24 protein-coding genes and 1 pseudogene are annotated in these 21,675 nt (G+C 71.4%); 16 read left to right on the top strand and 9 right to left on the bottom strand.

What is annotated here, in order from left to right; genetic code table 11:
* Positions 1 to 118 precede the first annotated feature (118 nt).
* From KF823_16365 to KF823_16325, 9 genes are all read left to right on the top strand, one after another.
* Positions 119 to 844, top strand: coding sequence for a response regulator transcription factor (locus tag KF823_16365; GenBank protein ID MBX3727475.1), 726 nt, complete (start codon positions 119 to 121; stop codon positions 842 to 844).
* Positions 837 to 2,162: a HAMP domain-containing histidine kinase gene (locus KF823_16360; GenBank protein ID MBX3727474.1), complete on the top strand. Its 1,326-nt coding sequence runs from the start codon at positions 837 to 839 to the stop codon at positions 2,160 to 2,162. Before KF823_16365 ends, KF823_16360 begins: the two co-directional genes overlap by 8 nt.
* A gap of 213 nt (positions 2,163 to 2,375) precedes the next feature.
* Complete coding sequence (locus KF823_16355; GenBank protein ID MBX3727473.1) at positions 2,376 to 3,413, top strand: isoaspartyl peptidase/L-asparaginase; 1,038 nt, start codon at positions 2,376 to 2,378, stop codon at positions 3,411 to 3,413.
* Positions 3,410 to 4,249 carry an rRNA pseudouridine synthase gene (locus KF823_16350; protein MBX3727472.1) on the top strand — a complete coding sequence of 280 codons (840 nt, stop codon included), beginning with the start codon at positions 3,410 to 3,412 and terminating at the stop codon, positions 4,247 to 4,249. Before KF823_16355 ends, KF823_16350 begins: the two co-directional genes overlap by 4 nt.
* A gap of 106 nt (positions 4,250 to 4,355) precedes the next feature.
* The gene (locus KF823_16345; GenBank protein ID MBX3727471.1) at positions 4,356 to 4,727 is read left to right on the top strand and encodes a diacylglycerol kinase; all 372 of its coding nucleotides are present in this window, start codon (positions 4,356 to 4,358) and stop codon (positions 4,725 to 4,727) included.
* Between the two features lie 6 nt (positions 4,728 to 4,733).
* The gene (locus KF823_16340) at positions 4,734 to 5,549 is read left to right on the top strand and encodes a TerC family protein (protein MBX3727470.1); all 816 of its coding nucleotides are present in this window, start codon (positions 4,734 to 4,736) and stop codon (positions 5,547 to 5,549) included.
* A gap of 50 nt (positions 5,550 to 5,599) precedes the next feature.
* Entirely contained in the window at positions 5,600 to 5,983 is a 384-nt protein-coding gene (gene apaG, locus KF823_16335) for a Co2+/Mg2+ efflux protein ApaG (protein ID MBX3727469.1), read from the top strand.
* A 104-nt stretch (positions 5,984 to 6,087) separates the two neighbouring features.
* Complete coding sequence (locus KF823_16330) at positions 6,088 to 6,936, top strand: symmetrical bis(5'-nucleosyl)-tetraphosphatase (protein MBX3727468.1); 849 nt, start codon at positions 6,088 to 6,090, stop codon at positions 6,934 to 6,936.
* Between the two features lie 352 nt (positions 6,937 to 7,288).
* Entirely contained in the window at positions 7,289 to 8,050 is a 762-nt protein-coding gene (locus KF823_16325) for a YceI family protein (protein MBX3727467.1), read from the top strand.
* Between the two features lie 23 nt (positions 8,051 to 8,073).
* Here KF823_16325 and KF823_16320 read toward each other — a convergent pair whose 3' ends face one another.
* From KF823_16320 to lgt, 3 genes are read right to left on the bottom strand one after another with little or no spacing between them, the layout of a single operon-like run.
* Positions 8,074 to 8,568, bottom strand: coding sequence for a dihydrofolate reductase (locus KF823_16320; GenBank protein MBX3727466.1), 495 nt, complete (start codon positions 8,566 to 8,568; stop codon positions 8,074 to 8,076).
* Positions 8,565 to 9,359, bottom strand: a complete 795-nt coding sequence (locus tag KF823_16315) for a thymidylate synthase (GenBank protein MBX3727465.1) — start codon at positions 9,357 to 9,359, stop codon at positions 8,565 to 8,567. The genes KF823_16320 and KF823_16315 overlap by 4 nt, the downstream gene beginning before the upstream one ends.
* The gene (gene lgt / locus KF823_16310; protein MBX3727464.1) at positions 9,356 to 10,222 is read right to left on the bottom strand and encodes a prolipoprotein diacylglyceryl transferase; all 867 of its coding nucleotides are present in this window, start codon (positions 10,220 to 10,222) and stop codon (positions 9,356 to 9,358) included. The genes KF823_16315 and lgt overlap by 4 nt, the downstream gene beginning before the upstream one ends.
* 119 nt (positions 10,223 to 10,341) lie before the next feature.
* Here lgt and KF823_16305 point away from each other — a divergent pair, with 119 nt between their 5' ends.
* Positions 10,342 to 10,809 carry a hypothetical protein gene (locus tag KF823_16305; protein MBX3727463.1) on the top strand — a complete coding sequence of 156 codons (468 nt, stop codon included), beginning with the start codon at positions 10,342 to 10,344 and terminating at the stop codon, positions 10,807 to 10,809.
* Here the strand turns inward: KF823_16305 and KF823_16300 are convergent.
* The 3 genes from KF823_16300 to aceB all read right to left on the bottom strand — a co-directional run bounded on the left by KF823_16300 (position 10,788) and on the right by aceB (position 14,763).
* Positions 10,788 to 11,729 (bottom strand): transglutaminase domain-containing protein, encoded by a 942-nt coding sequence (locus KF823_16300; GenBank protein ID MBX3727462.1) that lies wholly within the window; start codon positions 11,727 to 11,729, stop codon positions 10,788 to 10,790. The genes KF823_16305 and KF823_16300 overlap by 22 nt on opposite strands.
* Before the next feature lie 88 nt (positions 11,730 to 11,817).
* Entirely contained in the window at positions 11,818 to 13,104 is a 1,287-nt protein-coding gene (gene aceA, locus KF823_16295; protein ID MBX3727461.1) for an isocitrate lyase, read from the bottom strand.
* Between the two features lie 60 nt (positions 13,105 to 13,164).
* A complete protein-coding gene (gene aceB / locus KF823_16290) occupies positions 13,165 to 14,763 on the bottom strand; it encodes a malate synthase A (protein MBX3727460.1) in 1,599 nt (532 codons plus the stop codon).
* 149 nt (positions 14,764 to 14,912) lie between these two features.
* Between aceB and KF823_16285 the strand changes: the two genes are divergently transcribed.
* From KF823_16285 to KF823_16260, 6 genes and pseudogenes are all read left to right on the top strand, one after another.
* On the top strand, positions 14,913 to 15,869 hold the full coding sequence (locus KF823_16285; GenBank protein ID MBX3727459.1) for a LysR family transcriptional regulator: 957 nt from the start codon (positions 14,913 to 14,915) through the stop codon (positions 15,867 to 15,869).
* 195 nt (positions 15,870 to 16,064) lie between these two features.
* A complete protein-coding gene (locus KF823_16280; GenBank protein ID MBX3727458.1) occupies positions 16,065 to 16,892 on the top strand; it encodes an isocitrate lyase/phosphoenolpyruvate mutase family protein in 828 nt (275 codons plus the stop codon).
* 139 nt (positions 16,893 to 17,031) lie between these two features.
* Positions 17,032 to 17,919, top strand: a complete 888-nt coding sequence (locus KF823_16275; GenBank protein MBX3727457.1) for a hypothetical protein — start codon at positions 17,032 to 17,034, stop codon at positions 17,917 to 17,919.
* Positions 17,920 to 18,159: 240 nt separating this feature from the next.
* Complete coding sequence (lepB, locus tag KF823_16270) at positions 18,160 to 18,831, top strand: signal peptidase I (protein ID MBX3727456.1); 672 nt, start codon at positions 18,160 to 18,162, stop codon at positions 18,829 to 18,831.
* Positions 18,828 to 19,301 (top strand): annotated as a pseudogene (locus KF823_16265) (GNAT family N-acetyltransferase). The gene lepB and the pseudogene KF823_16265 overlap by 4 nt, the downstream one beginning before the upstream one ends.
* A 184-nt stretch (positions 19,302 to 19,485) precedes the next feature.
* A complete protein-coding gene (locus KF823_16260) occupies positions 19,486 to 19,863 on the top strand; it encodes a VOC family protein (GenBank protein MBX3727455.1) in 378 nt (125 codons plus the stop codon).
* A 288-nt stretch (positions 19,864 to 20,151) separates the two neighbouring features.
* Here the strand turns inward: KF823_16260 and KF823_16255 are convergent, their stop codons facing one another.
* Genes KF823_16255 through wrbA form a run of 3 tightly spaced genes read right to left on the bottom strand, consistent with a single transcriptional unit; the run spans position 20,152 to position 21,669 of the window.
* Complete coding sequence (locus KF823_16255) at positions 20,152 to 20,640, bottom strand: asparaginase (protein MBX3727454.1); 489 nt, start codon at positions 20,638 to 20,640, stop codon at positions 20,152 to 20,154.
* Positions 20,641 to 20,674: 34 nt separating this feature from the next.
* Complete coding sequence (locus KF823_16250) at positions 20,675 to 21,076, bottom strand: DUF2069 domain-containing protein (GenBank protein ID MBX3727453.1); 402 nt, start codon at positions 21,074 to 21,076, stop codon at positions 20,675 to 20,677.
* Positions 21,073 to 21,669, bottom strand: a complete 597-nt coding sequence (gene wrbA, locus KF823_16245; GenBank protein ID MBX3727452.1) for an NAD(P)H:quinone oxidoreductase — start codon at positions 21,667 to 21,669, stop codon at positions 21,073 to 21,075. Before wrbA ends, KF823_16250 begins: the two co-directional genes overlap by 4 nt.
* Positions 21,670 to 21,675: the final 6 nt, after the last annotated feature.

Raw genomic sequence — 21,675 nt, 5'->3', positions numbered from 1 at the left:
GGGGGGGGGGGGGGGGGGGGGGGGGGGGGGGGGGGGGGGGGGGGGGCGGCGGCTTCACGGCGGACTCACCTGCCCGGGGCTACCTTCACAAAAGTGAATGGGCCTGGGAAGCACCGCAATGAGCATCCGTGACGAGAACAAGGGGCTGGTCCTGCTGGTCGAGGACAACCGCGGCATCGCCGAAATGGTCGGCGAGTACCTGGAGCGCAAGGGCTATGGACTGGATTACGCCGCCGATGGCGTGACCGGCCTGCACCTGGCGATCGAGAACAGCTATGACATCGTGGTGCTGGACCTGATGCTGCCCGGCATGGACGGCCTGGAAGTCTGCCGCCGCCTTCGCAAGGACGCCAAGAAGGCCACCCCGGTGCTGATGCTGACCGCGCGCGACACGCTGGACGACAAGGTCAACGGCCTGGATGCCGGCGCCGACGACTACCTGGTCAAGCCGTTCGCGATCCAGGAGCTGGAGGCGCGTCTGCGCGCCCTCATCCGCCGCGACCGGCGCCAGGTCAGCGCGGAGGTGCTGACCGTCGGAGACCTCGTGCTGGACACCGCGACCCTGCGCCTGACCCGTGGCGGCAGGGAGCTCGCGGTCTCGCCGATCGGCCTGAAGCTGCTCAACATCCTGATGCGGGAATCGCCGCGCGTGGTCAGTCGCGCCGACATCGAGCGCGAGATCTGGGGCGACACGCTGCCCGACTCCGACACCCTGCGTTCGCACCTGTACAACCTGCGCAAGGTCATCGACAAGCCGTTCGACCGGCCCTTGCTGCACACCTTGCACAGTGCCGGCTACCGCATGGCCGACCTGGCGGCGGAGACGCCGGCCAACGGTGGCTGACGTCGCCGGGTCGGCGGCCGGCCGCAGGCAGGACCTGCGGCGACGCATTCGTGCCGCCTTCTTCCTGCAGATCGCCGCGATCGGCATGGCCACGGTGCTGGGCGTCTACGGCGCCTATTTCGTGCTCGAGGACCTGCTCATCCGGCGGGCCCTCAGCGAGGAGGCGGCGCACTACCTGGAGCGGCTGCAGCGGGATCCCCAGGCGGCCCTGCCGGACACCTACAACATGCGCGGCTACCTGTCGCCGCCGCGTGCCGTCGACCCGCCGCTGCCGGCCGAGCTTCAGGGCATGTCGACCGGCTTCCGCAACGTGCCGATGGCTGGCCGCACCGACATCGTCAGCGTTTCCGACACGCCGCACGGCCGGCTGTACCTGGTGTTCGCCCAGGAGCAGGTCAACCGGCTGGCCCTGTTCTTCGGGTTCGTGCCCCTGTCCTTCGTGCTGGTGGCCATCTACCTTATCGTCTGGATGACCTACCGGGCCAGCAAACGAGCGGTCTCGCCGGTGATCTGGCTGGCCAGCAAGGTACGCGCCTGGGATCCCAAGCAGCCCACCTTCGAGGACCTGAGTCCCGACCGCCTGCCGCCGGATGCCGAGGGCGAGGTCGAGGTCCTGGCCGGGGCGATGCGGACCTTCGCCGAACGCAACCAGGCGTTCGTGCAGCGCGAGCGCAACTTCACGCGCGATGCCAGCCACGAACTGCGCAGTCCGCTGACCGTGATCAAGATCGCCTGCGACGTGCTGCTGGGCGAGGATGGCCTGACGCCGTTCGCCGAACGCAACCTGCAGCGGATCAGGCGCTCGGCACGCGACATGGAGGCCCTGATCGAATCCTTCCTGATACTGGCGCGGGAGAGCGACACCGGCCTGCCGGAAGAGGACTTCCTGGCGAACGAGGTCGTGCTCGAGGAGGTCGAGAACGCCCGTGCCGGCCTCGCCGACCGTCCGGTCGTGCTGCGCGTGGAGCAACGTGCGCAACTGCGCCTGCATGCACCGCCCAGGGTGTTCGGCGTGGTGGTCGGCAACCTGATCCGCAACGCCTGCCAGTACACCGAGCGCGGCGAGGTGGTGGTGACCATCGACGCAGGCTCGATCGAGGTGGCCGACACCGGAATCGGCATGGCGCCCGACGAACTCGACCGGGTTTTCGAGCCGTTCTTCCGCAGCGAACGCGCCAGCGGCCGGTCCGGGCATGGCATCGGCCTGACCATCGTGCGACGACTGTCCGACCGCTTCGGCTGGCAGGTGAGCATGGCCAGCGAGCAGGATCGCGGCACCCGGGTGGGACTGCGGTTTCCGGATGCCTTGCACGACTGAGGTCGCCACCGCGTTCCGCCGCGAGGGCGGCGCAGCGTCCGTCCGGACAGCGGTGGACGCGTAGCGAGGCTGTCGGGATCGCGCCGAGACTGCGCGAGGACACGAAGATCGGCGGGCGCAGCAGCGGCTTCATGAAGTGCCCAGGCCGGGTCGGGGTCTGGAAGCGCATCCGCGCGCTGGCATACTCGGCACATCGCCGTCCGGAGCCGCCCGATGCCTTGCCTTCGCCACTTTCTGTCCGCATTGCTGGTTGCGGCGCTGCCGCAGGCGCTCGCCGCAGCCGGCGCGCCGATCGCCATCGCCATCCATGGCGGTGCCGGCACCATCGATCCCGCGCAGCTGTCGCCGCAGCGTCGGGCCGCCATCGAGGCCGACCTGGGCGCAGCCCTCGATGCCGGCCATGCCGTGCTCGCAGCCGGTGGCAGCAGCCTGGACGCCGTGACCGTCGCGGTTGTGATGCTGGAGGATTCGCCGCACTTCAACGCCGGTCGCGGCGCGGTGTTCAACGCCGAAGGACGAAACGACCTGGACGCCGCGGTGATGACCGGCCATGACCGCCGGGCCGGCGCGGTCGCCGGCCTGACCCGGACCCGCAACCCGGTGCTGGCGGCGCGCGCGGTGATGGAGCATTCCCCGCACGTGTTCATGATCGGTGCCGGCGCCGAAGCGTTCGCGCGTGCCCGCGGACTGGAGCGCGCCGGACCCGCCTGGTTCCGCACCGAGGCGCGCTGGCAGCAGTATCTGGATGCCCGCGAACGCGAGGGCGAGCGGCGACGCGCCAGCGGCCGCCAGGCCGCGGTATCCGGGCGCGCCGCCGACTACTACGGCACCGTCGGTGCGGTGGCGCTCGATCGCAATGGCCACGTGGCCGCGGCCACCTCCACCGGGGGAATGACCCTGAAGCGCTTCGGTCGTGTCGGCGACGTGCCGGTGCTGGGTGCCGGCACCTGGGCCGAGCACGCTTGCGCCGTCTCCGCCACGGGCTGGGGCGAGATGTTCATCCGCGCCGGTGCCGGCCACGAGATCTGTGCGCGCGTGCGCCTGGCCGGCCAGAGCCTGGCCGAGGCCGCCCGGTCGGTCGTGGCCGAGGACATCCCCGCGCTGGGCGGCGACGGCGGCGTCATCGCCGTCGACGGGACCGGCAACATCGCGATGCCCTACAGCAGCGCCGGCATGTACCGGGGCCGCATCGATGCCGACGGCCGTCGCATGGTGGCGATCTGGGCCGAGGACGACGGAACCCCGCAATGAGGCGCGGGCCTCGTCCGGGCGCGCACCGAAAGCGTCGCAGCGCTGCGCCCGTCGGCGAAAGGGCGACCGCCAGCCACGGCCTTGCGCGGGTGCTGAGCAAGCGGGGAGCGTGTTCGCGCAGCCAGGCCGAAGCCCTGGTGCGGGCCGGCAGGGTGAGCGTCGCCGGCCGGGTCTGCACCGACCCGGAGCGGCGCACAGCGCTGGATGCCGACGATCTCGCCATCGACGGCCTCGCCCTGGCACCGCCGGCGCCGGTCTATCTGGCCTTGAACAAACCGCGCGGCCTGGTCACCTCGCGCAGCGACGAACGGGGTCGTGACACGGTGTATGCCTGCCTGGCCGATGCCGGCCTGCCCTGGCTGGCGCCGGTCGGCCGCCTGGACCGGGCCAGCGAGGGTCTGCTGCTTTTCAGCAACGACAGCGCGTGGGCGGCGCGGGTATCGGCCCCGGGCCATGGCCTTCACAAGACCTACCATGTCCAGGTCGACCGGGTGCCGGATCCGGCGCTTCTGGATCGGCTGCGGGCCGGCATCGACGACGACGGCGAGCGACTGCTGGCGGTATCGGTCGAGTGCCTGCGCAGCGGCGGCCGCACCGCCTGGCTGGAGATCGTCCTCGACCAGGGGCGAAACCGCCAGATCCGGCGGATGCTGACCGCCTGCGGCGTGCAGGTGATGCGGCTGGTGCGGGTCGCGATCGGCCCGGTCCGCCTGGGCGAACTCGGCAAGGGATGCTGGCGGCTGCTGGCCCCGGCCGAGCGCGAAGCCCTGGCCTCGCCTGGCGGTGCCATGCCGGGCGCCGGCCCGACAGCTCCGGATCAGCCGCTGGCGCTATGATGCCGGTGTCCCACTCGCCCGAGCCGATGTACCGAAACCGCTCCCCAGTGCGCCCGGGCCCGACCGGCGGCGTCGCCACGATGCCCTTCGAGTCGCGTTCCTGACCATGGCCAGCTCCGAGCCGCGCGGACCACAGCAGATGTGGCGTGCCCTTGGCTGGTCGCTCAAGGGCCTGGGCGCCGCGGTACGGCACGAACCCTCTTTCCGGCTGGAACTCTACCTGTTCGCGGTCATGGCACCGCTGGCCCTGTGGCTGGGACGCACAGGGGTGGAGTGCGCGATCCTGCTCGGCAGCCTGCTGCTGGTGCTGATCGTCGAAATGGTCAATTCAGCGATCGAGGCGGTGGTCGACAAGGCCTCGCCGGAACACCATGTGCTGGCAGGTCGCGCCAAGGACATGGGCTCGGCGGCGGTTCTGCTCGCCCTGGTCAACGCCATCGCCTGCTGGACCCTGGTGCTCGGTCCCCGCTTCCTCTGAACCGGAATGGACTGGATCGCCGATCCGCAGATCTGGATCGCCCTGGCGACGCTGACCGCCCTGGAGGTGGTGCTGGGCGTCGACAACCTGGTCTTCATCTCGATCGTCGTCGGCCGACTGCCGCCGGAGCAGCGACCGTTCGCGCGCCGGTTCGGCCTGGCCCTGGCCTGCATCAGCCGTATCGCCCTGCTGCTCACCCTGGCCTTCCTGGCGCGCATGGAGCAGCCGCTGTTCGCCCTGTTCGGACAGCCGTTCTCGATCCGCGACCTGGTGCTGGTCGGCGGCGGTCTCTTCCTGTTGGTCAAGGGCACCATGGAGATCCACCACTCGGTGGAGGGCGATGCTTCCGAGGCGGCCTCGGCGTCGATGCGTGCGGCGGGCGGCTTCGGCCTGGTGATCGCCCAGATCGCGGTGATCGACCTGGTGTTCTCGCTCGACAGCGTGATCACGGCGGTCGGCATGGTCGACCAGGTCGGCGTGATGGTGGCGGCGATCGTCATCGCGGTCGCGATCATGATCCTGGCCGCCAACCCGCTGGGGCAGTTCATCGACAACCATCCGACCGTGAAGATGCTGGCGCTGTCCTTCCTGATACTTGTCGGTGTCGCATTGATCGCCGACGGCCTTGGCTTCCACATTCCGCGCGGCTACCTGTACTTCGCGATGGCGTTCTCGGCCGGCGTCGAGGCACTCAACCTGTGGAGCCGCCGTGGCGTGCGCCGGCGCACCGCACCGGTGCTGCGACCCAACCTCGACCTGTTGAGCGACGACGATCTCGTCGAGGGCACACGGCAGGTGCGGCGCGGGGGAGATGCTGCATGAGCGCGTCGCCGAGCTTGCAACCGCGGTTCGGCTTTGCTGTCATTGCCGGCATGGACGACGACGCAAACTATCAGCTGGACATCCGGGTCAGCGCCCGCTTCCTGGACGACCAGTCTCAGCCCACCGACAACCGCTTCGTTTTCGCCTACACGATCACCATCGAGAACCGCGGTTCGGTGCCGGCCCGGCTGGTCAGCCGGCACTGGCTGATCACCGATGCGAACGGCAAGGTCGAGGAGGTCCGGGGCGACGGCGTGGTCGGTGAGCAACCCTGGATGCGGCCCGGCGACAGCTTCGAGTACACCTCGGGCGCGGTCCTGGAGACCGCGGTTGGCACCATGCGGGGTACCTACCAGATGCTGGCCGACGACGGCACCCGCTTCGAGGCACCGATACCGCAGTTCACGCTGTCGGTGCCGCGGACGCTGCACTGAATGTCCGCAAGAGTTCGCCCGCACGTGCTGCGACCCACGCCAGGCCCGGCACCGGCGCGGCACCGGGTGCCGCGCGATCCGCGCGCGTCGGTCGGCTGACCGGCATGGCCGTCTACGCGATCGGCGATGTCCAGGGCTGTCACGACGAACTGGTCCGACTGATCGAGGCGGTCGCCTTCGACCCGGCGCGCGATCGGCTGTGGTTCTGCGGCGACCTGGTCAACCGGGGCGGCCAGTCCCTGGAAGTCTTGCGGCTGGTGCGGGCCCTTGGCGAAGGCGCTGTGGTCGTTCTCGGCAACCACGATCTCAGCCTGCTCAGCGTCGCCGAGCGCAAGACCGAGGACCAGGCGCGGGTCAATCCGGACCTCCGCCGCATCCTGTTCGCGCCGGATCGCGACGAGCTGCTCGACTGGCTGCGCACGCGTAAGCTGGCCCACCACGATCCCAGCCTGGATTTCCTCATGGTGCACGCCGGCGTGGCGCCACGCTGGGACGTGGGCGAATGCCTGCGTCATGCCGGCGAGGTCGAAGAGCGCCTGCGGGGCGAAGGTTACCGGCGGCTGCTCAAGCAGTTGTTCGGCAACACGCCCGACCTGTGGCACCCCAAGCTGCGCGGCATCGAGCGCTGGCGCGCCACCATCAACGTGCTGACCCGGATGCGCTACGTCACGCCGCGCGGGCGCCTGGACTTCAGCGAGAAGGGCCCGCCCGGCACCCAGAAGCCGGGCCTGTACACCTGGTTCGCGGTGCCAGGCCGCAAGCCGATCGGCAGCCGGGTGGTATGCGGCCACTGGTCGGCGCTGGGACTGTTCATAGGCCTGGGCACCCACGCAATCGACACCGGCTGCGTGTGGGGTGGCAGGTTGACCGCCCTGCGGCTGGATGGCGATGTGCCGATGCCGATCCAGGTGGCCGCCAATCCCGAACGCGTCCGCAACGGCAGCGACGACTGAGCATATGGAGGCCCGTCGCCCGCCTGCCGCAATCTGCGACGACGGTTCGCGACGGACTGGCCGGACGCCGCAGCAGGTGTCGACGGCACCGTCGATACGGGCATCGGAGCCGGCTCCCCCGTTCTCGTTCGAGGGATGCGCGACGGCCGCCGGGCCTGCGCTTCGCCAAAGCCCGGCAGGTCGGCGTCCGCCGCCCGCATCGGCGCGGGCCGGATGCGGCTGGGACGCCCGGTCGGTTGCCGGGCTGGCTGCCTGGCTTCCTGGCTGGCTGGCGCCGCTGCTGCTGGCCGCTGGACATGCCGTCGCGCTGGAGTCCACCGATTGCTGGCGTATCGATCCCGCTGGCAGCGAGGTGCGTTTCCAACTGGTGGCGCTGGGTGCCATCAACCTGCACGGCCGCTTCGAACGGCTGTCCGGCTGGGCTTGGCGACGCGGCGAGGGCGAGTCCATCGAAGTGCTGGTCGAGGTGGAGGCGGGTTCGCTGACCATGGCCTCGGCCCGCTATCAGGCCTGGGCGCGATCTCCGGAGTTCTTCGACGTGCAACGCCACCCGCGTGTGGTGTTCCGCAGCCAGCCGCTGTCGCTGTCGCTGTTCGAGGGCGGCGGCGCGCTGGCCGGCTGGCTGACCGTGCGCGACATCGAGCGGCCGGTCGCCTTCCGGTTGCGCGACCCGGGGTGCGCCGATCCGGATCTGCCCTGCGTTCTCAACGTCGAGGGCGAGATTCGCCGCGCCGAGTTCGGCATGCGCTCGCGGCGCATGACCCTCTCCGACCGCGTCGCTCTGGACCAGCAGCTCACCGTGGTTCCCGACCCCGGTAGCTGTCCGGTCCCGGCTGGCCGGTCGGGCCCTCCGCCAGGGCCTTCGGTGGATTCGCGTGGCGGTGGGCTGGCGTGGGTGTTTCGGAAGGCCGCTACTGCGGTCGCCGGTCTCGGTGCGGTCGCGCTGTCTGCTTCCGTTGACCGGATCGACGCAGGCTCGACCGTGCCTTCGCTGTCCACCGGTCCGCGACACGCACTGCGATACGGACTCGACGGCCTCGCCATGCGTCCGCCCGAGGCATCCGGGCCGTTCGTCGATCCGGCGCCCTTGACGCCCGACTTCGGGTGGGAGTGAGCGGGGGGGGGGGGGCGGCGCGCTCAGCGCACCGCCGCGACCAGATCGAGGAAGCGGAACGGATGCGCGTGGCGCTCGTCGGCCGGGTGGTCCTGTTCGGCGACCACGGTCCAGCGCGCCGGGTCCCAGGCCGGGAACCAGGCATCGGCCTCCTCGACCAAGGTGTCGACCAGGGTCAGGTGCATGGCGGTTGCCTGCGGCAGGGCCAGTGCATAGACCTCGCCGCCGCCGGCCACGTACAGAGGGGCCGCGCCTGCAAGCGCCCGCGCCTCGTCGACACTGGCCACTGGGCGCTGACCGGGAAAGGGGGCCTGGCCGTGGCGAGTCAGCACCAGGTTGTCGCGGCCGGGCAGGGCCCGCCCGATCGATGCCGCGGTGCGCCGCCCCATCAGAACGTGGCGACCCAGGGTGAGGGCCTTGAACCGGCGAAGATCGGCAGGCAGGTGCCAGGGCAGGGCGTCGGCGCGGCCGATGGCGCGCGCGCGGTCCATCGCCGCGACCAGCACCACGCCGCTCATACCGCGACCGGGGCGCGGATGGCCGGGTGCGGGTCGTAGCCCTCGAAGGCGATGTGCTCGAAGCGGAAGCCGTCGATGTCGCGGATCGCCGGATCCAGGCGCAGGCGCGGCAGCGGCCGGGGCGCGCGACCCAGTTGCAGGCGCGCCTGCTCGACATGGTTGTCGTACAGGTGCAGGTCGCCGAAGCTGTGCACGAAATCGCCGGCCTGCAGGCCGGTGACCTGGGCGACCATGTGGGTGAGCAGGGCGTAGCTGGCGATGTTGAACGGCACGCCCAGGAAGACGTCGGCCGAGCGCTGGTAGAGCTGGCAGCTCAGGCGACCTGCGGCGACATGGAACTGGAACAGCGTGTGGCAGGGCTGCAAGGCCATCGCTGGCAGTTCGGCGACGTTCCAGGCGCTGACCACCAGGCGGCGCGAGTCGGGGTTGCGACGGATCTCGGCGATCACCGCGGCGAGCTGGTCGATGTGGCCGCCGTCCGGCGCCGGCCAGGCGCGCCATTGCCGGCCGTAGACCGGGCCGAGTTCGCCGTCGGCAGCGGCCCACTCGTCCCAGATGCTGACGCCATGCTCGCGCAGGTAGGCGACATTGGTCTCGCCGCGCAGGAACCACAGCAGCTCGTGGACGATCGACTTCAGGTGCAGCTTCTTGGTGGTGACCAGGGGAAAGCCCTCGGCGAGGTCGAAGCGCACCTGCCTGCCGAACACGCTGGCGGTGCCGGTGCCGGTGCGGTCGCCCTTGGCGGCGCCGTTCTCAAGGACGTCGCGCAGGAGGTCCAGATAGGCCTTCATCGCGCCGGCCCCGGCGCCAGCACCGGCGCACTGCGTGCGCGCCACAGCAGGAACACGCCGACCGCCACCAGCGGCAGGCTCAGCAGCATGCCCATGGTCAGCCAGCCACCTGCCAGGTAGCCGATATGGGCATCGGGCTCGCGGACGAACTCCACGGCGATCCGGAACACGCCGTAGAGCAGGGCGAACAGGCCGGACACCGCGTAGCGCGGCCGCGGCCGCGACGAGAACCACCACAGCACCGCGAACAGCAACAGGCCTTCCAGCGCCGCCTGGTAGAGCTGGGACGGGTGCCGCGCCAGTCCTTCCAGCGCGCCGCTGGCAGCCATCTCGCGCAACGTCTCGATCGGCACCTGGGGCACGCCCGGGGCATCGCGGAACACGACCGCCCAGGGCACGTCGGTGGTGCGTCCCCACAACTCGCCGCCGATGAAGTTGCCGATCCGGCCGAACAGCAGGCCGGTCGGCACCAGGGGTGCGACGAAGTCGATGGTGTCGAACACGTGCAGCCGGTGCCGCCGCGACCACAACCAGACCGCCAGCAGCACGCCGAGCAGGCCGCCATGGAAGCTCATGCCGCCCTCCCAGATGCGCAGCAGCATCAGCGGGTCGCGCAACAGGTCGGCGTAGCCGTAGAACAGCACGTAGCCGATGCGCCCGCCCAGGATGATGCCGAGCATGGCGTAGAAGGCGAGGTCGCCGAACGCCCGTTCGTCGACCGGCAGGCGTCCGGCGCGGATCCGTTGCCGGCCCAGCCACCAGCCGGCGGCGAAGGCCAGCAGGTACATCAGGCCGTACCAGTGGATCGCCACCGGTCCGAGCTGGACGGCGACCGGGTCGATGGCGTGGACGTAGGGGGTCATGGGCGGGATCGCTGGCGGAAGCGGCGATTATACGGAGCCGGGTTCGCCGGCACGCGGCGCCGTGCTGCCTGGCGGCGCGGACGGGTGCTAGCATCGGTCGAACCCGGATGGAGCGCCCTATGGCCCGGTTCCCCCGCATCGATTCGCCCTGTCCCCTGCCCCTGGAGGCGCAGGCCCGCGTGGGCGATCACTGCAGCCGATGCCGCAGCCGGGTGGTCAGCCTGGACGGTCTGGACGACCCTGCGCGCCAGGCGCTTCTGGCTGCCGTAAACAGGCCCCTGTGCGTGCGCTATTCGGTGCCAAGGCCGGCGCAGCGGGTCGCCGCCCTGGGTGTGGCGGCGCTCGGCGCAGGGCTGATGGCCGGCGCGGCGTTTGCGAAGGAGCAACCGGACGATGCGGTTGCCGACCCGCACCCGGGCGTCATGGTCGGGACGGATACCGGCCATCCGGGGGATTCGCGCGGCGAGGGCCCGCTCGAGCCCATCTTGTTATTCGTCGGTGGGGTGAGCCGGCCGGACGAGGCGACCTGGGTCGACGAAAGCGACCTGTCGGTCCTGCCGGTCGTCTACGAGGACGACGACGACTGAGGCCGCCCGGCATCGGCCGGCTGCCCGGATGGCACCCGCCGGCTTCGCCTGACCTCGGCAGCCGACTCGATGTGCAGGTGCGCGATCGCCTCCATCACCGCCGGCAGCGAAGCGGGATCGCCGTCGCCCAGATGCAGGGCGATCAGGCCGGCGTCGAAGTCCCCCAGCGCGGCGTCGAAGCTGCGCCAGCGTTCCCCGTCCCAGACCTGTACCCAGGCATGCGGACTGAACACGTGCGCGCGTCCCGTGAACCGGCTGGAGTAGGCCAGGCCGTAGGCGATGCGCGCCGGCAACCCGATCGCACGCGCGGTCGCTGCCAGCAGTACGGCGGCCTCCGTGCAGTCGCCGCTGCGTGAGCGCAACACCACACTGGCGCTGTCGTAGTATCGGTAGTCGACCGCCCCGTCCATATGCGCCTGCACCGCCTGGGTCAGGCGTCTCATGCGGGTCGCCAGCGTGCCGCTGCCCGCATGGCGCCGGGCGAAGCGGCGCACACGGGGATGGTCGCTGTCGACCCAGGCATTCGGCAGGCGCAGGCGGTCGAGTTCGGCGTCGTCCGGCCGGGCCTCGCTGCCGCAGTCGTCGCAGACGGTCAGCCACCACCCGCCTCGGTCCGTGCGTACGCGCTGCTCGCCGGTCTGCGGCCAGGACCAGTGGCGACCGTCGCGGAAGCGCACCTCGTACCGGATCTCCCCCTGTCGGGCGCTGGCCGGGATTCGGAATGGCGCCGTCACCAGCAATTGCTCCACCAGGGCCAGAGAACGCGCGGCCAGGTCGTCTGCCACGGCGGCCGGCATGGTGAGGGCCGCAAGCAGCAAAGCCAGTACCCGTCCGGCCGCAAGCCGGGTCGCGTGGCCCGGGCGCGCCGGGCGGCGGCCGGACGTGCCAGTGGTCAGGTCGTGTTCGGGCATCGCCTTCATCGGTTCCGATCGGGCCCGAAGTATAGGCATCGGCGCAGCCTGGCGGCCGCGCCGATCGGGATCGGCGAAGGCGGTGGCCGGCCTGGGGTCAGGCCGCGTGCACGAACTGCTGTTCCTCCGTCGAGCCGTGCAGGGCCGACAACGATGACAGGCCGCCGGCGATCACCTGGTTGACCTGGTCGAAGTAGCCGGTGCCGACCTCGCGCTGGTGGCGGGCGGCCGTGTAGCCCTGCGCCTCCGCCGCGAACTCGGCCTCCTGCAGCTCGACGTAGGCGGCCATCTGCCGCTCCCGGTAGCCGCGGGCGAGCTGGAACATCGAATGGTTGAGGGCGTGGAAGCCGGCCAGGGTGATGAACTGGAAGCGGTAGCCCATCGCCGCCAGTTCCTTCTGGAAGGCGGCGATGGTGGCCTCGTCCAGGTTCTTCTTCCAGTTGAAGCTGGGCGAGCAGTTGTAGGCCAGCAGCTTGCCCGGATGGCGGTCGTGGATGGCCTGCGCGAAGCGGCGTGCTTCGTCCAGGTCCGGCGTCGAGGTCTCGCACCAGATCAGGTCGGCGTAGGGCGCGTAGGCCAGGCCCCGGCTGATCGCCTGCCCGATGCCCATGCGCACCTCGAAGAAGCCCTCGACGGTGCGCTGGCCGGTCAGGAACGGCCGGTCGTTGTCGTCGATGTCGGAGGTGACCAGGCCGGCGCCCATGGCGTCGGTGCGGGCGACGATCAGGGTCGGCACGCCGGCGACGTCGGCGGCCAGGCGGGCGGCGACCAGCTTCTGCACCGCCTCGCGGGTGGGCACCAGCACCTTGCCGCCCATGTGCCCGCACTTCTTGGCGCTGGCGAGCTGGTCCTCGAAGTGCACGCCGGCGGCGCCGGCCTCGATCATGTGCTTCATCAGCTCGTAGGCGTTGAGCACGCCGCCGAAGCCGGCCTCGGCGTCGGCGACGATCGGCACCAGCCAGTCGATCCCGTCGTGGCCTTCGGCGTGGTGGAGCTGGTCGGCGCGCAGCAGGGTGTTGTTGATCCGGCGCACCACCTGCGGCACAGAGTCGACCGGGTACAGGGACTGGTCCGGATACATGGCGCCGGCGGTGTTGGCATCGGCGGCGACCTGCCAGCCGGACAGGTAGATGGCCTGCAGGCCGGCCTTGACCTGTTGCATCGCCTGGTTGCCGGTCAATGCGCCCAAGGCATTGACGAACGGCAGCTCGTGCAGCGAACGCCACAGGCGCTCGGCGCCCCGGCGTGCCAGGGAATGCTCGACGTGCACGGTGCCGCGCAAGCGGACGACGTCCTCGGCCCCGTAGGGGCGCTGCACGCCCTGCCAGCGCGGGTGGTTGGCCCAGTCCAGCTTGAGTTGCTCGGCGTTCGGCGCGGTGCTCATGGTGCGGTGGTCCTCATCGACGTGGGCGAAGGTGGCGGGTGGCGCGACCGGCAGCGGCGCTCAGGGCAGCTGCGCGTAGGCGGGCAGGGTCAGGAAGTCGGGCAGTTCGGTGGCGTGCGTGGCCTGCGCCAGCAGCGCGGCGGCGGCGTCCAGGCGGCCGTGGCCGGGCAGGGCGGCGGGATCGGCGGCGCGCAGCCCTGCCAGCACCTGGTCGAGGGTGCCGTCGAACAGGCGGCCGTCCACGACGCGTCCGTCGTCCAGGCGGGCGCCATGGCGCTGCCATTGCCACAGTTGCGCGCGGGCGATCTCGGCGGTGGCGGCGTCCTCCATCAGGTGGTGGATCGGGACGCAGCCCAGGCCGTCCAGCCAGGCGGCCATGTAGCGCACCGCGACCTCGACATTGCTGCGGTAGCCGGCGGCAGTGACCGGGCCGGACGGCAGGTCCAGCAGCGCGTCCCGGCCGACCGAGACCTCGTCGCGGCGGACCTCGCGCTGGTTCGGGCCGGGCATGTGGGTGTCGAACACTGTCTGGGCCACGGCGATCAGGTCCGGATGCGCCACCCAGGTGCCGTCGTGGCCGGCCCGGACCTCGCGCAGCTTGTCGGCGCGCACCTTGTCCAGCGCCGCGGTATTGGCCGCCTCGTCGCCGCGGATCGGGATCTGCGCGGCCATGCCGCCCATCGCTAGGGCGCCGCGCCGGTGGCAGCTGCGCACCAGCAGGTCGGCGTAGGCGCGCAGGAACGGCGCGGCCATGGTGACCTGGCCGCGGTCGGGCAGCAGGCGGTCCGGGCGCGCGCGCAGCGTCTTGATGGTGCTGAAGATGTAGTCCCAGCGGCCGCAGTTGAGCGCCACCACACGGCCGCGCAGGGCGTGCAGGATCTCGTCCATCTGGAACGCCGCCGGCAGGGTCTCGATCAGCACGGTGACCTTGATGGTGTCGCGCGGCAGGTCAAGTGCCGACTCGATCGCGGCCAGAACGTCGTCCCACAGCGCCGCCTCGGCGCCGTGTTCCAGCTTGGGCAGGTAGAGGAAGGGGCCGCGCCCGGCGCGGTGCAGGTCGACGGCGCACAGCGCGCAGAACACCGCGGCATCGAACAGGCTGGCGGAGACCGGCGCGCCGTCGAGCCGGACGTGCTTCTCGTCCAGGTGCCAGCCGCGCGGCCGCACCATCAGCACGGCCGTGCGTCCGGCCAGGCGGTAGACCCGGCCCTGTGGCGAGCGATATTCGATGGTGCCGGCCACCGCGTCGCGCAGGTTGGCCTGGCCTTCGACCATGTTCGCCCAGGTCGGCGAGCTGGCGTCCTCGAAGTCGGCCATGAACACCCGGGCGCCCGAGTTCAGGCCGTTGATCACCATCTTGCGGTCGACCGGACCGGTGATCTCGACGCGACGGTCGAGCAGCAGGTCGGGCAGGGTCGCCACCTGCCAGTCGCTGTTGCGCAGGTCGGCGGAGGCCGGGTCGAAATCGGGCAGGGCGCCGGCATCGATGGCCAGCTGGCGTTCGTGGCGACGGGTCAGCAGGTCGCGCCGACGCGCGCCAAAGCGCTGTTCGAGGCCGGCGACCAGTGCGAGGACCGGCGGCGTCAGGAGGTCGGGGTCGGGGCTGCCGGCAGGAGCGGCGACGGTGACCGGGGCGGGATGGGAGGCGTCCGCTGCCATGGGGTGTTTCCTTGCGTTCGACGATCCGCCGGGGCGGGGCGACGCGACTGTGCCATCCGGGGTCTGGCTTTCACAAACCAGTTGTTTCAAACAAACGCTTTCGTTCTGTTAACGTCCCAGCCAGTCAGCCGGGGCCAGACCCTTCACCGATGCCCGAGCCGGATCGCCGCTGGTACTACAAAGGCAACCGCCTCAAGCAGTTGCGGGCATTCTGCGCGCTGGTCAAGTTCGGCAGCCTGGCGCGCGCGGCCGAGGCCCTGTACCTCAGCCAGCCGGCCGTGAGCCTTCAGCTCTCGGCGCTGGAGAAGGAACTCGACCAGCCGCTGCTGGAGCGCGCCGGCCGCAGCCTGCGGGTCACCCGCGAAGGCCAGGCCCTGTACGACCTGGCCCGCCCGCTGGTCGAGGGCATCGACGGCATCGGCGAGGCGCTGCGTGGCCAGCTCGCCGGCCTGGACACCGGCGAGCTGAACATCGCCGCCGGCGAGTCCACCATCCTGCACCTGCTGCCGCCCCTGGTGCGGCGCTTCCGCGACCAGCACCCCGGCGTGCACGTGCACCTGCACAACGTGACTGGCCGCGACGGCCTGGCCCTGCTGCGCAACGACCAGGTCGACCTGGCCGTGGGCTCGATGATCGAGGTGCCGCCCGACATCGCCTACGAGGCCGTGCACCACTTCGATCCGATGCTGATCGCGCCGCTCGGCCACCCGCTGGCCGACATGACCGAGCTGCGCCTCGAGGACCTCAGCCCCCATGGCCTGATCCTGCCGCCGAAGCGCCTGTCCACCTGGCGGCTGGTCGACCTGGTGTTCCAGCAGCGACGCGTGCCCTACACCGTCGCCCTGGAGGTCGGCGGCTGGGAGGTGATCAAGCAGTACGTGGCGATGGGCCTGGGCATCTCGATCGTCACCGGCTTCTGCCTTTCGGCGCAGGACCACGAGCGCCTGGTGGTGCGCAACCTGCGCGCCTACTTCCCGCAGCGCAGCTATGGGGTGGTAGTGCGCAAGGGCCGCCTGCCCGGCAGCCATGCCCGGCGCTTCATCGACCTGGTCCGTCCTGGCCTGTTCACGCGCAGCCATTCCGAGCCGGGGCATTCGGAGCGCTGAGGCCGCAAGCTTCCTTCCGGGGCGACCTGCATACGCCGGGACGGACGCGTGCAACCAAGGCCGCGCGGGCGGCATCGCCCCACGGACCTGCCGGTCGGCGACGGGCAGCACCGGGGTCGATGATGTCCGGAAACGGCCAGACCGCGGCCGAGCGGCAACCTACGCTGGCCTGCCGCTGCCAACGAGACTCCACCCATGCACGCTCCCCCGCCTTTCCACGCGCTCCACCAGCAGGCCACCGCCCTGGTGCTGCCCAATGCCTGGGATGCCGCTTCGGCCCGCCTTCTCGATGCAGCGGGCGCGCCGGCAGTGGCGACCTCCAGTGCCTCGCTGAGCTGGAGCCTGGGCTATCCCGATGGCGGCGCGCTGCCGCGCCATGAATTGCTGGGTGCGGTCGCACGGATCCTGCGCTGCATCGCCGTGCCCTTGTCGGTCGACATCGAGGACGGCTTCAGCGCGGATCCGGCGGCGGTCGCGGACCTGGCTTCGACGCTGGCCGGCATGGGCGTCGCCGGCATCAATCTGGAGGACGGCGGGGGCGAGCCGTCGCTGCTGGCGGAGAAGATCCGGGCGATCCGGGCGAGTGAGACATGCCGGACGCTGTCCATCAATGCGCGTACGGATGTCTGCCTGCGGCAGCTCGCCAGCGGCGAGGCCGCGGTCGATCTGGTCGTGCGTCGCGGTCGTGCCTATCGCGACGCCGGTGCCGACGGGCTGTTCGTTCCGGGCCTGTCGCTGGCCGCCGAGGTCGCCGGAATCGCCGGCGCAGTGGGAATACCGCTCAACCTGATGTGGCTGCCCGGGCTGCCAGACCGGACGGCGCTCGAGACGGCCGGCATGCGTCGGCTGAGTGCGGGACCGGCGCCTTTCCTGGTCGCGTATGCGCAGTTCGAACGGAGCGTGGCCGCGTGGACGGAGGGGGCAGCCGATGCCCTGCGCGTCGACGGCCTTTCCTTTGCCCGCATGGACGCGCTGGTCCGGGCAGGCCAGGGCCTGCCGCTGGGAACGACTGCGCCACCCTGAGTCGCCGCGCAGCCCGCGGCGGCGGACGCACGCGCCGGTAGATCACGGACCGGCAGGTTGCCTGGGGCACCTTGCAGCCGGAACTTCGTCGCCACCCGCGAAGTCCTGCCTGATCAGTCCCGAACCTTGAGCCCGCTCCATGCCGATCCCTGTCCCTCGCATGCGGCGGTCCGGCCGGCTTGCCGCGCTGGCCGGATCATTCCTGCTCGGCCTGGCGACCGCGCCCTGGGCCAGGGATGCCGTGAACCCCGACCTGCCGGCCGGCGTCGCCGCGCGGATCGCTGGCCTGATGGACGGCCGCTCGCCGGTGATCCTGGGCGAGATCCACGGCACGGCCGAGGTGCCGGCCCTGGTCGGCGCAGTGCTGGCCGAACGCGTCGCCGGCGGCAGGCCGGTGACCTTGGCGCTGGAGATACCGGACAGCCACCAGGCCGCGCTGGACGCATGGCTGGACGGTGGCGGGGAGGAGTTCGCCGCGACCGCGCTCGCCGGCCATCCGTTCTGGTCGTACGAGGACGGCCGCAGCAGCGTGGCCATGCTCGACCTGCTCGAGCAGGTCCGCCGGTGGCGACGGGCCGGCGCCGCGGTCGGTGTGCTGGCCTTCGATGTACCCGATCCCGCTGTCGGAGGCGCTGATCGCGAGCGCCACATGGCAGACCGGATCGAACAGGCGCTGGCCGGTCCGGAGGCGCCGCCCATGCTGGTGCTGACCGGCAATCTCCATGCCCGACGGGCGATCGGTCACCGGTTCGACCCGGACCTGCCGCTGATGGCCTGGCACCTCCGCAGCCACCGGTCGCTCACCGTCAATGTGAGGGCCCTTGCCGGCAGTGCCTGGATCTGCACGCCGCAGTGTGGAGAACAGGTCCTTGGCTCGATCCCGGCACCCGCGCCGGAAACCGGCCTGCAACTTTTCCAGTCGCTGTCGGCGACCGGCTACGACGGCGAGGTGGTGTTGGAGCGCTTCACCGCCTCGCCGCCCGCCTTCCCGGTTGCGCGCCTCGGGTCCCTGACGTCCGGAAACTGAGGCGGCGTCCCTGGCCCCCAACCGGCGCGCGGACTGCCGGCCAGAGCTACCGGTGCCGTTCGCCTTGGCGGCGTGCGCGCCGACGCAATGTCGGTAGCCCCACGGCTGGCCAGGTACGGAAATCCCGATGCGGGCGACCGCGCAATGGCCGTCGGCATGTGCCATGGGTTGGGCTGGGATACGCGGAACCCTGTGGGCCCCACCGTGTCGCACAGGTACCCCATCGCTGGAAGCGTCCCGATGACCCTGCGCCTGACCCGCCTGCTGCTCGCCAACCGTGGCCTGCTCGTCTTCCTCGCCCTGATGCTGACCGTGCGCGCGGCGGTCGCCGACTTCAATGACGTGCCGAGTGCGTCCATGCACCCGACCATCGTCGAGGGCGACCGCGTGCTGGTGAACCGGCTCGCCTACGACCTCAAGCTCCCGCTGGCCGGCATCGTGCTGGCGCGGCTGGGCGAGCCGGCGCGGGGCGATGTCGTGGTGTTCAAATCGTCGGCTGCGGGCACCCGGCTGATCAAGCGGGTGGTCGGCCTGCCCGGCGAGACCGTCGCCCTGCGCGACAACCGCCTCTACGTGGACGGGCTGGCGGCCGACTACGACCTGGTCGGCCAGGGCGCGGACGGCGGCGTGCTGGCCCGCGAGCGCCTGGGCGCCATGCGCCACGGCATCCGGCTGGCGCCGCGTCCGGCGCCGGTGGCCTGGTTCGGGCCGGTGACGGTGCCTGCCGACCACTACCTGGTGCTGGGCGACTACCGTGACAACAGCGCCGACAGCCGCAGCTACGGGCTGGTGCCGCGCGCCGAGCTGAGCGGTCGTGCCGAGCGGGTGCTTTTCTCGCTGGACTACGGGCGCTGGCTGCGGCCGCGTACGGAACGCTTCTGGCTGTCGCTCGACGGTTCGCCTCCGGCATGAGCACACCTGCGCGCAGTTCTCCGGGGGGTCGTGACCCGTCCGGGCCCATGCGCGCCGTCCTTGATCCCACGCTCCGGCCGGCGCGCGTCGAGGACCTGCCGGCCTTGTTCCGGGTGTGGGCGTCGACCCGACAGAACGCCCTGTCCGAGGCCGACCTTGCGGCGCGCGGGATCACGCGCGACAGCCTGCACGCGGCGATGGCCCGCGAGGATTTCGCCTCCTGGCTGTGCGAGGTCGACGGCGAGGTGGTCGGTTTCTGCGCTGCCGATGCCGGCAGCGGCGAGGTGGGCGTGCTGGCGGTTCAGGCGGGCTTCGAAGGACGCGGCATCGGCCGCGCCCTGCTCGCCGAGGCGGTCGGGTTCCTGCGCGAGGCGGGCTGCCGGCGCCCGTGGCTGATGGCCGGCGCCGATCCGGCGCTGCGCTCGCACGGTTTCTACCGTGCCCAGGGCGGGCAGGCCACCGGCCGCCTCGATGCCTGGGGAGATGAGGAGTGCAGTTGCCGGAGCACGGCGCGGCGTGGCCGACCGCCACGCCGGCACCGGGCGAGCGTTGACGCGCCGGTCGGCCGGGTCGACACTCGCCCGGGCCACAGCGGGGCGCCTGATGCAGGGCCGTTGCCCACGTGGCGCATCCCCCCAAAAACCGGAGCACGACGTGGACCTGGGAGCCTTTTCAGTGAGCCTTGCCGTGAAGGACCTCGCGGCGTCGAGGACGTTCTACGAGAAGCTCGGCTTCTCCACCCTGGGCGGCGACGCCGCGCAGGGCTGGCTGATCCTGCGCAACGGCTCGACGGTGATCGGCCTGTTCCAGGGCATGTTCGAGGGCAACATCCTCACCTTCAATCCCGGTTGGGACCAGGAGGCGCGGGCGATCGGCGAGTTCACCGACGTCCGCGAGATCCAGGCCCGGTTGGATGCCGCCGGCATCGCGATCGACACCCGCGCCGACCCCGACGGCAGCGGCCCTGCGCACATCGTGCTGAAAGACCCCGACGGCAACGCGATCATGTTCGACCAGCACGTACCCCGCTGACCCGCGCGGCCGGCGCCTGCGGACCGTGCGTCGACCGCGTAACGTCGACGAGCCGGCGCGCTGGCCGCGGCAACCCTCTCCCCCGGCCCCTCCCCCGCAGGCGGGGGAGGGGAGAAGTGGGGTGCCCTCGCCAGGAACCGATGCGCCGCCCCGAGTTTCCCGGCTATCGAGCTCCCCGGTCCCCGGTCCCCGGTCCCCAGTCCCCAGTCCCCAATCCCCAGTCCCCAGTCCCCGGTCCCCGGTCCCCGGTCCCCGGTCCCGGGTCCCGATTCCCGGATCCCGCCTTCCTCAATCGACCGCCTCGAACCGATTGGCCTCGCGGTTCTTGCGGACCCGGGCCGGGTCCCAGATGCGGCCGTTCATGGCGATGTAGACGCCCGGCGGCAGGCACTGCACGGCGCCGACCGCGCAGCCGACGTTGAAGACGGCGTCCGAGCCGCGGAACAGCGCCGGGTTCAGGGCGCCGGTGAGGACGATGGTCTTGCCCTCGATGCCGGCCAGCACGCCGGCGGTCTCGACCATGGTGTCGGTGCCGTGGGTAACCAGCACATGGGTCTCCGGCTGGGCGGCGATCGCCGCGCGCAGCAGTTCGCGGTCGGCCTGGGTGACGTGCAGGCTGTCCTTGCGCAGCAGCGGGATCACCTCGAAGCGGAACGCGACGCCGAGGTCGCGCAGGATCTGGCCGATCTGCGGATCGCCGATCTGGAAGTCCGACTTGTCGTCGAAGTAGATCTTGTCGATGGTGCCGCCGGTGGTGACGATGCAGAGCTGGTCCATGGTCGGTTCGAGGCAGGCTGGAGAGTAGGGCGGATCAGTGGCGCGGCGGCAGCAGGCCGGCGGCACGGGCGGCGCGACGGCTGCGGATGCCGAGCAGGCCGTACGCGCACACGACCAGGACGGCAAGCGCGACCTCGAGCAGGGCCAGGCCGCGCTGCGCGGGTTCCGTCCAGGCCTCGGTGACGCCGTGGCAGAAGTACACCAGGGCCAGCAGGTTCGCCCAGAACAGCGGCAGCGGCCGGCCGCGCCAGGCGCCGGGCAGGACCGCCAGCAGCGGCAGCACGGTTAGCGCCAGGGCGGTCCAGCCCAGCGCCGAACGCGGTGGTGGCAACAGGCCGTGCCAGACCAGCTGCAATACCAGCAGGGCGAGCAGGCCGACGCGCACCACGGCCAGCGGGCGGGCCAGCCCGGGGCTGGCGAGCAGATCCGCGCTCATGGTCCGGCCAGAAGTCGCGCGGTATGCGCGACACGGCGGCCAAGCGCCCGGCACAGCGTCGCCTCGGTGGCGTCCAGGTCGTTCTCGCCCTGCACGCCCGCCAGGTGGCTGGCGCCGTAGGGGGTGCCGCCGCTGCGCGTGGTGTTGAGCTCCGGCTGGGTGAACGGCAGGCCGACCAGCAGCGCGCCGTGGTGCAGCAGCGGCAGCATCATGCCGAGCAGGGTCGATTCCTGGCCGCCATGCAGGGTGCCGGTCGAGGTGAACACGGCGGCCGGCTTGCCGACCAGGGTGCCGGCCAGCCAGTCCTGGCCGGTACCGTCCAGGAAATGCTTGAGCGGCGCGGCCATGGTGCCGAACCGGGTCGGGCTGCCCAGCACCAGCCCGGCGCACGCGCGCAGGTCGTCCAGGCTGGCGTAGGGGGCGCCATCGGCGGGCTCGGGCGGCTCCGCCACGCGGGTCACTGCCGCCACCGGCGGCACCGTGCGCAGGCGGGCCTGCATGCCCTCCACCTCCTCGATGCCGCGCGCGATGCGCCGGGCCATCGCGGCGGTATGCCCGCTGCGGCTAAAGTAGAGCACCAGGATCTCTGCCATGGCGCC

The organism is Lysobacterales bacterium (assembly GCA_019634735.1).
GTDB lineage: Bacteria > Pseudomonadota > Gammaproteobacteria > Xanthomonadales > UBA2363 > Pseudofulvimonas.
Note: the sequence above shows the minus strand (reverse complement) of the source record. Positions and strands in the feature narration are given on the sequence as shown.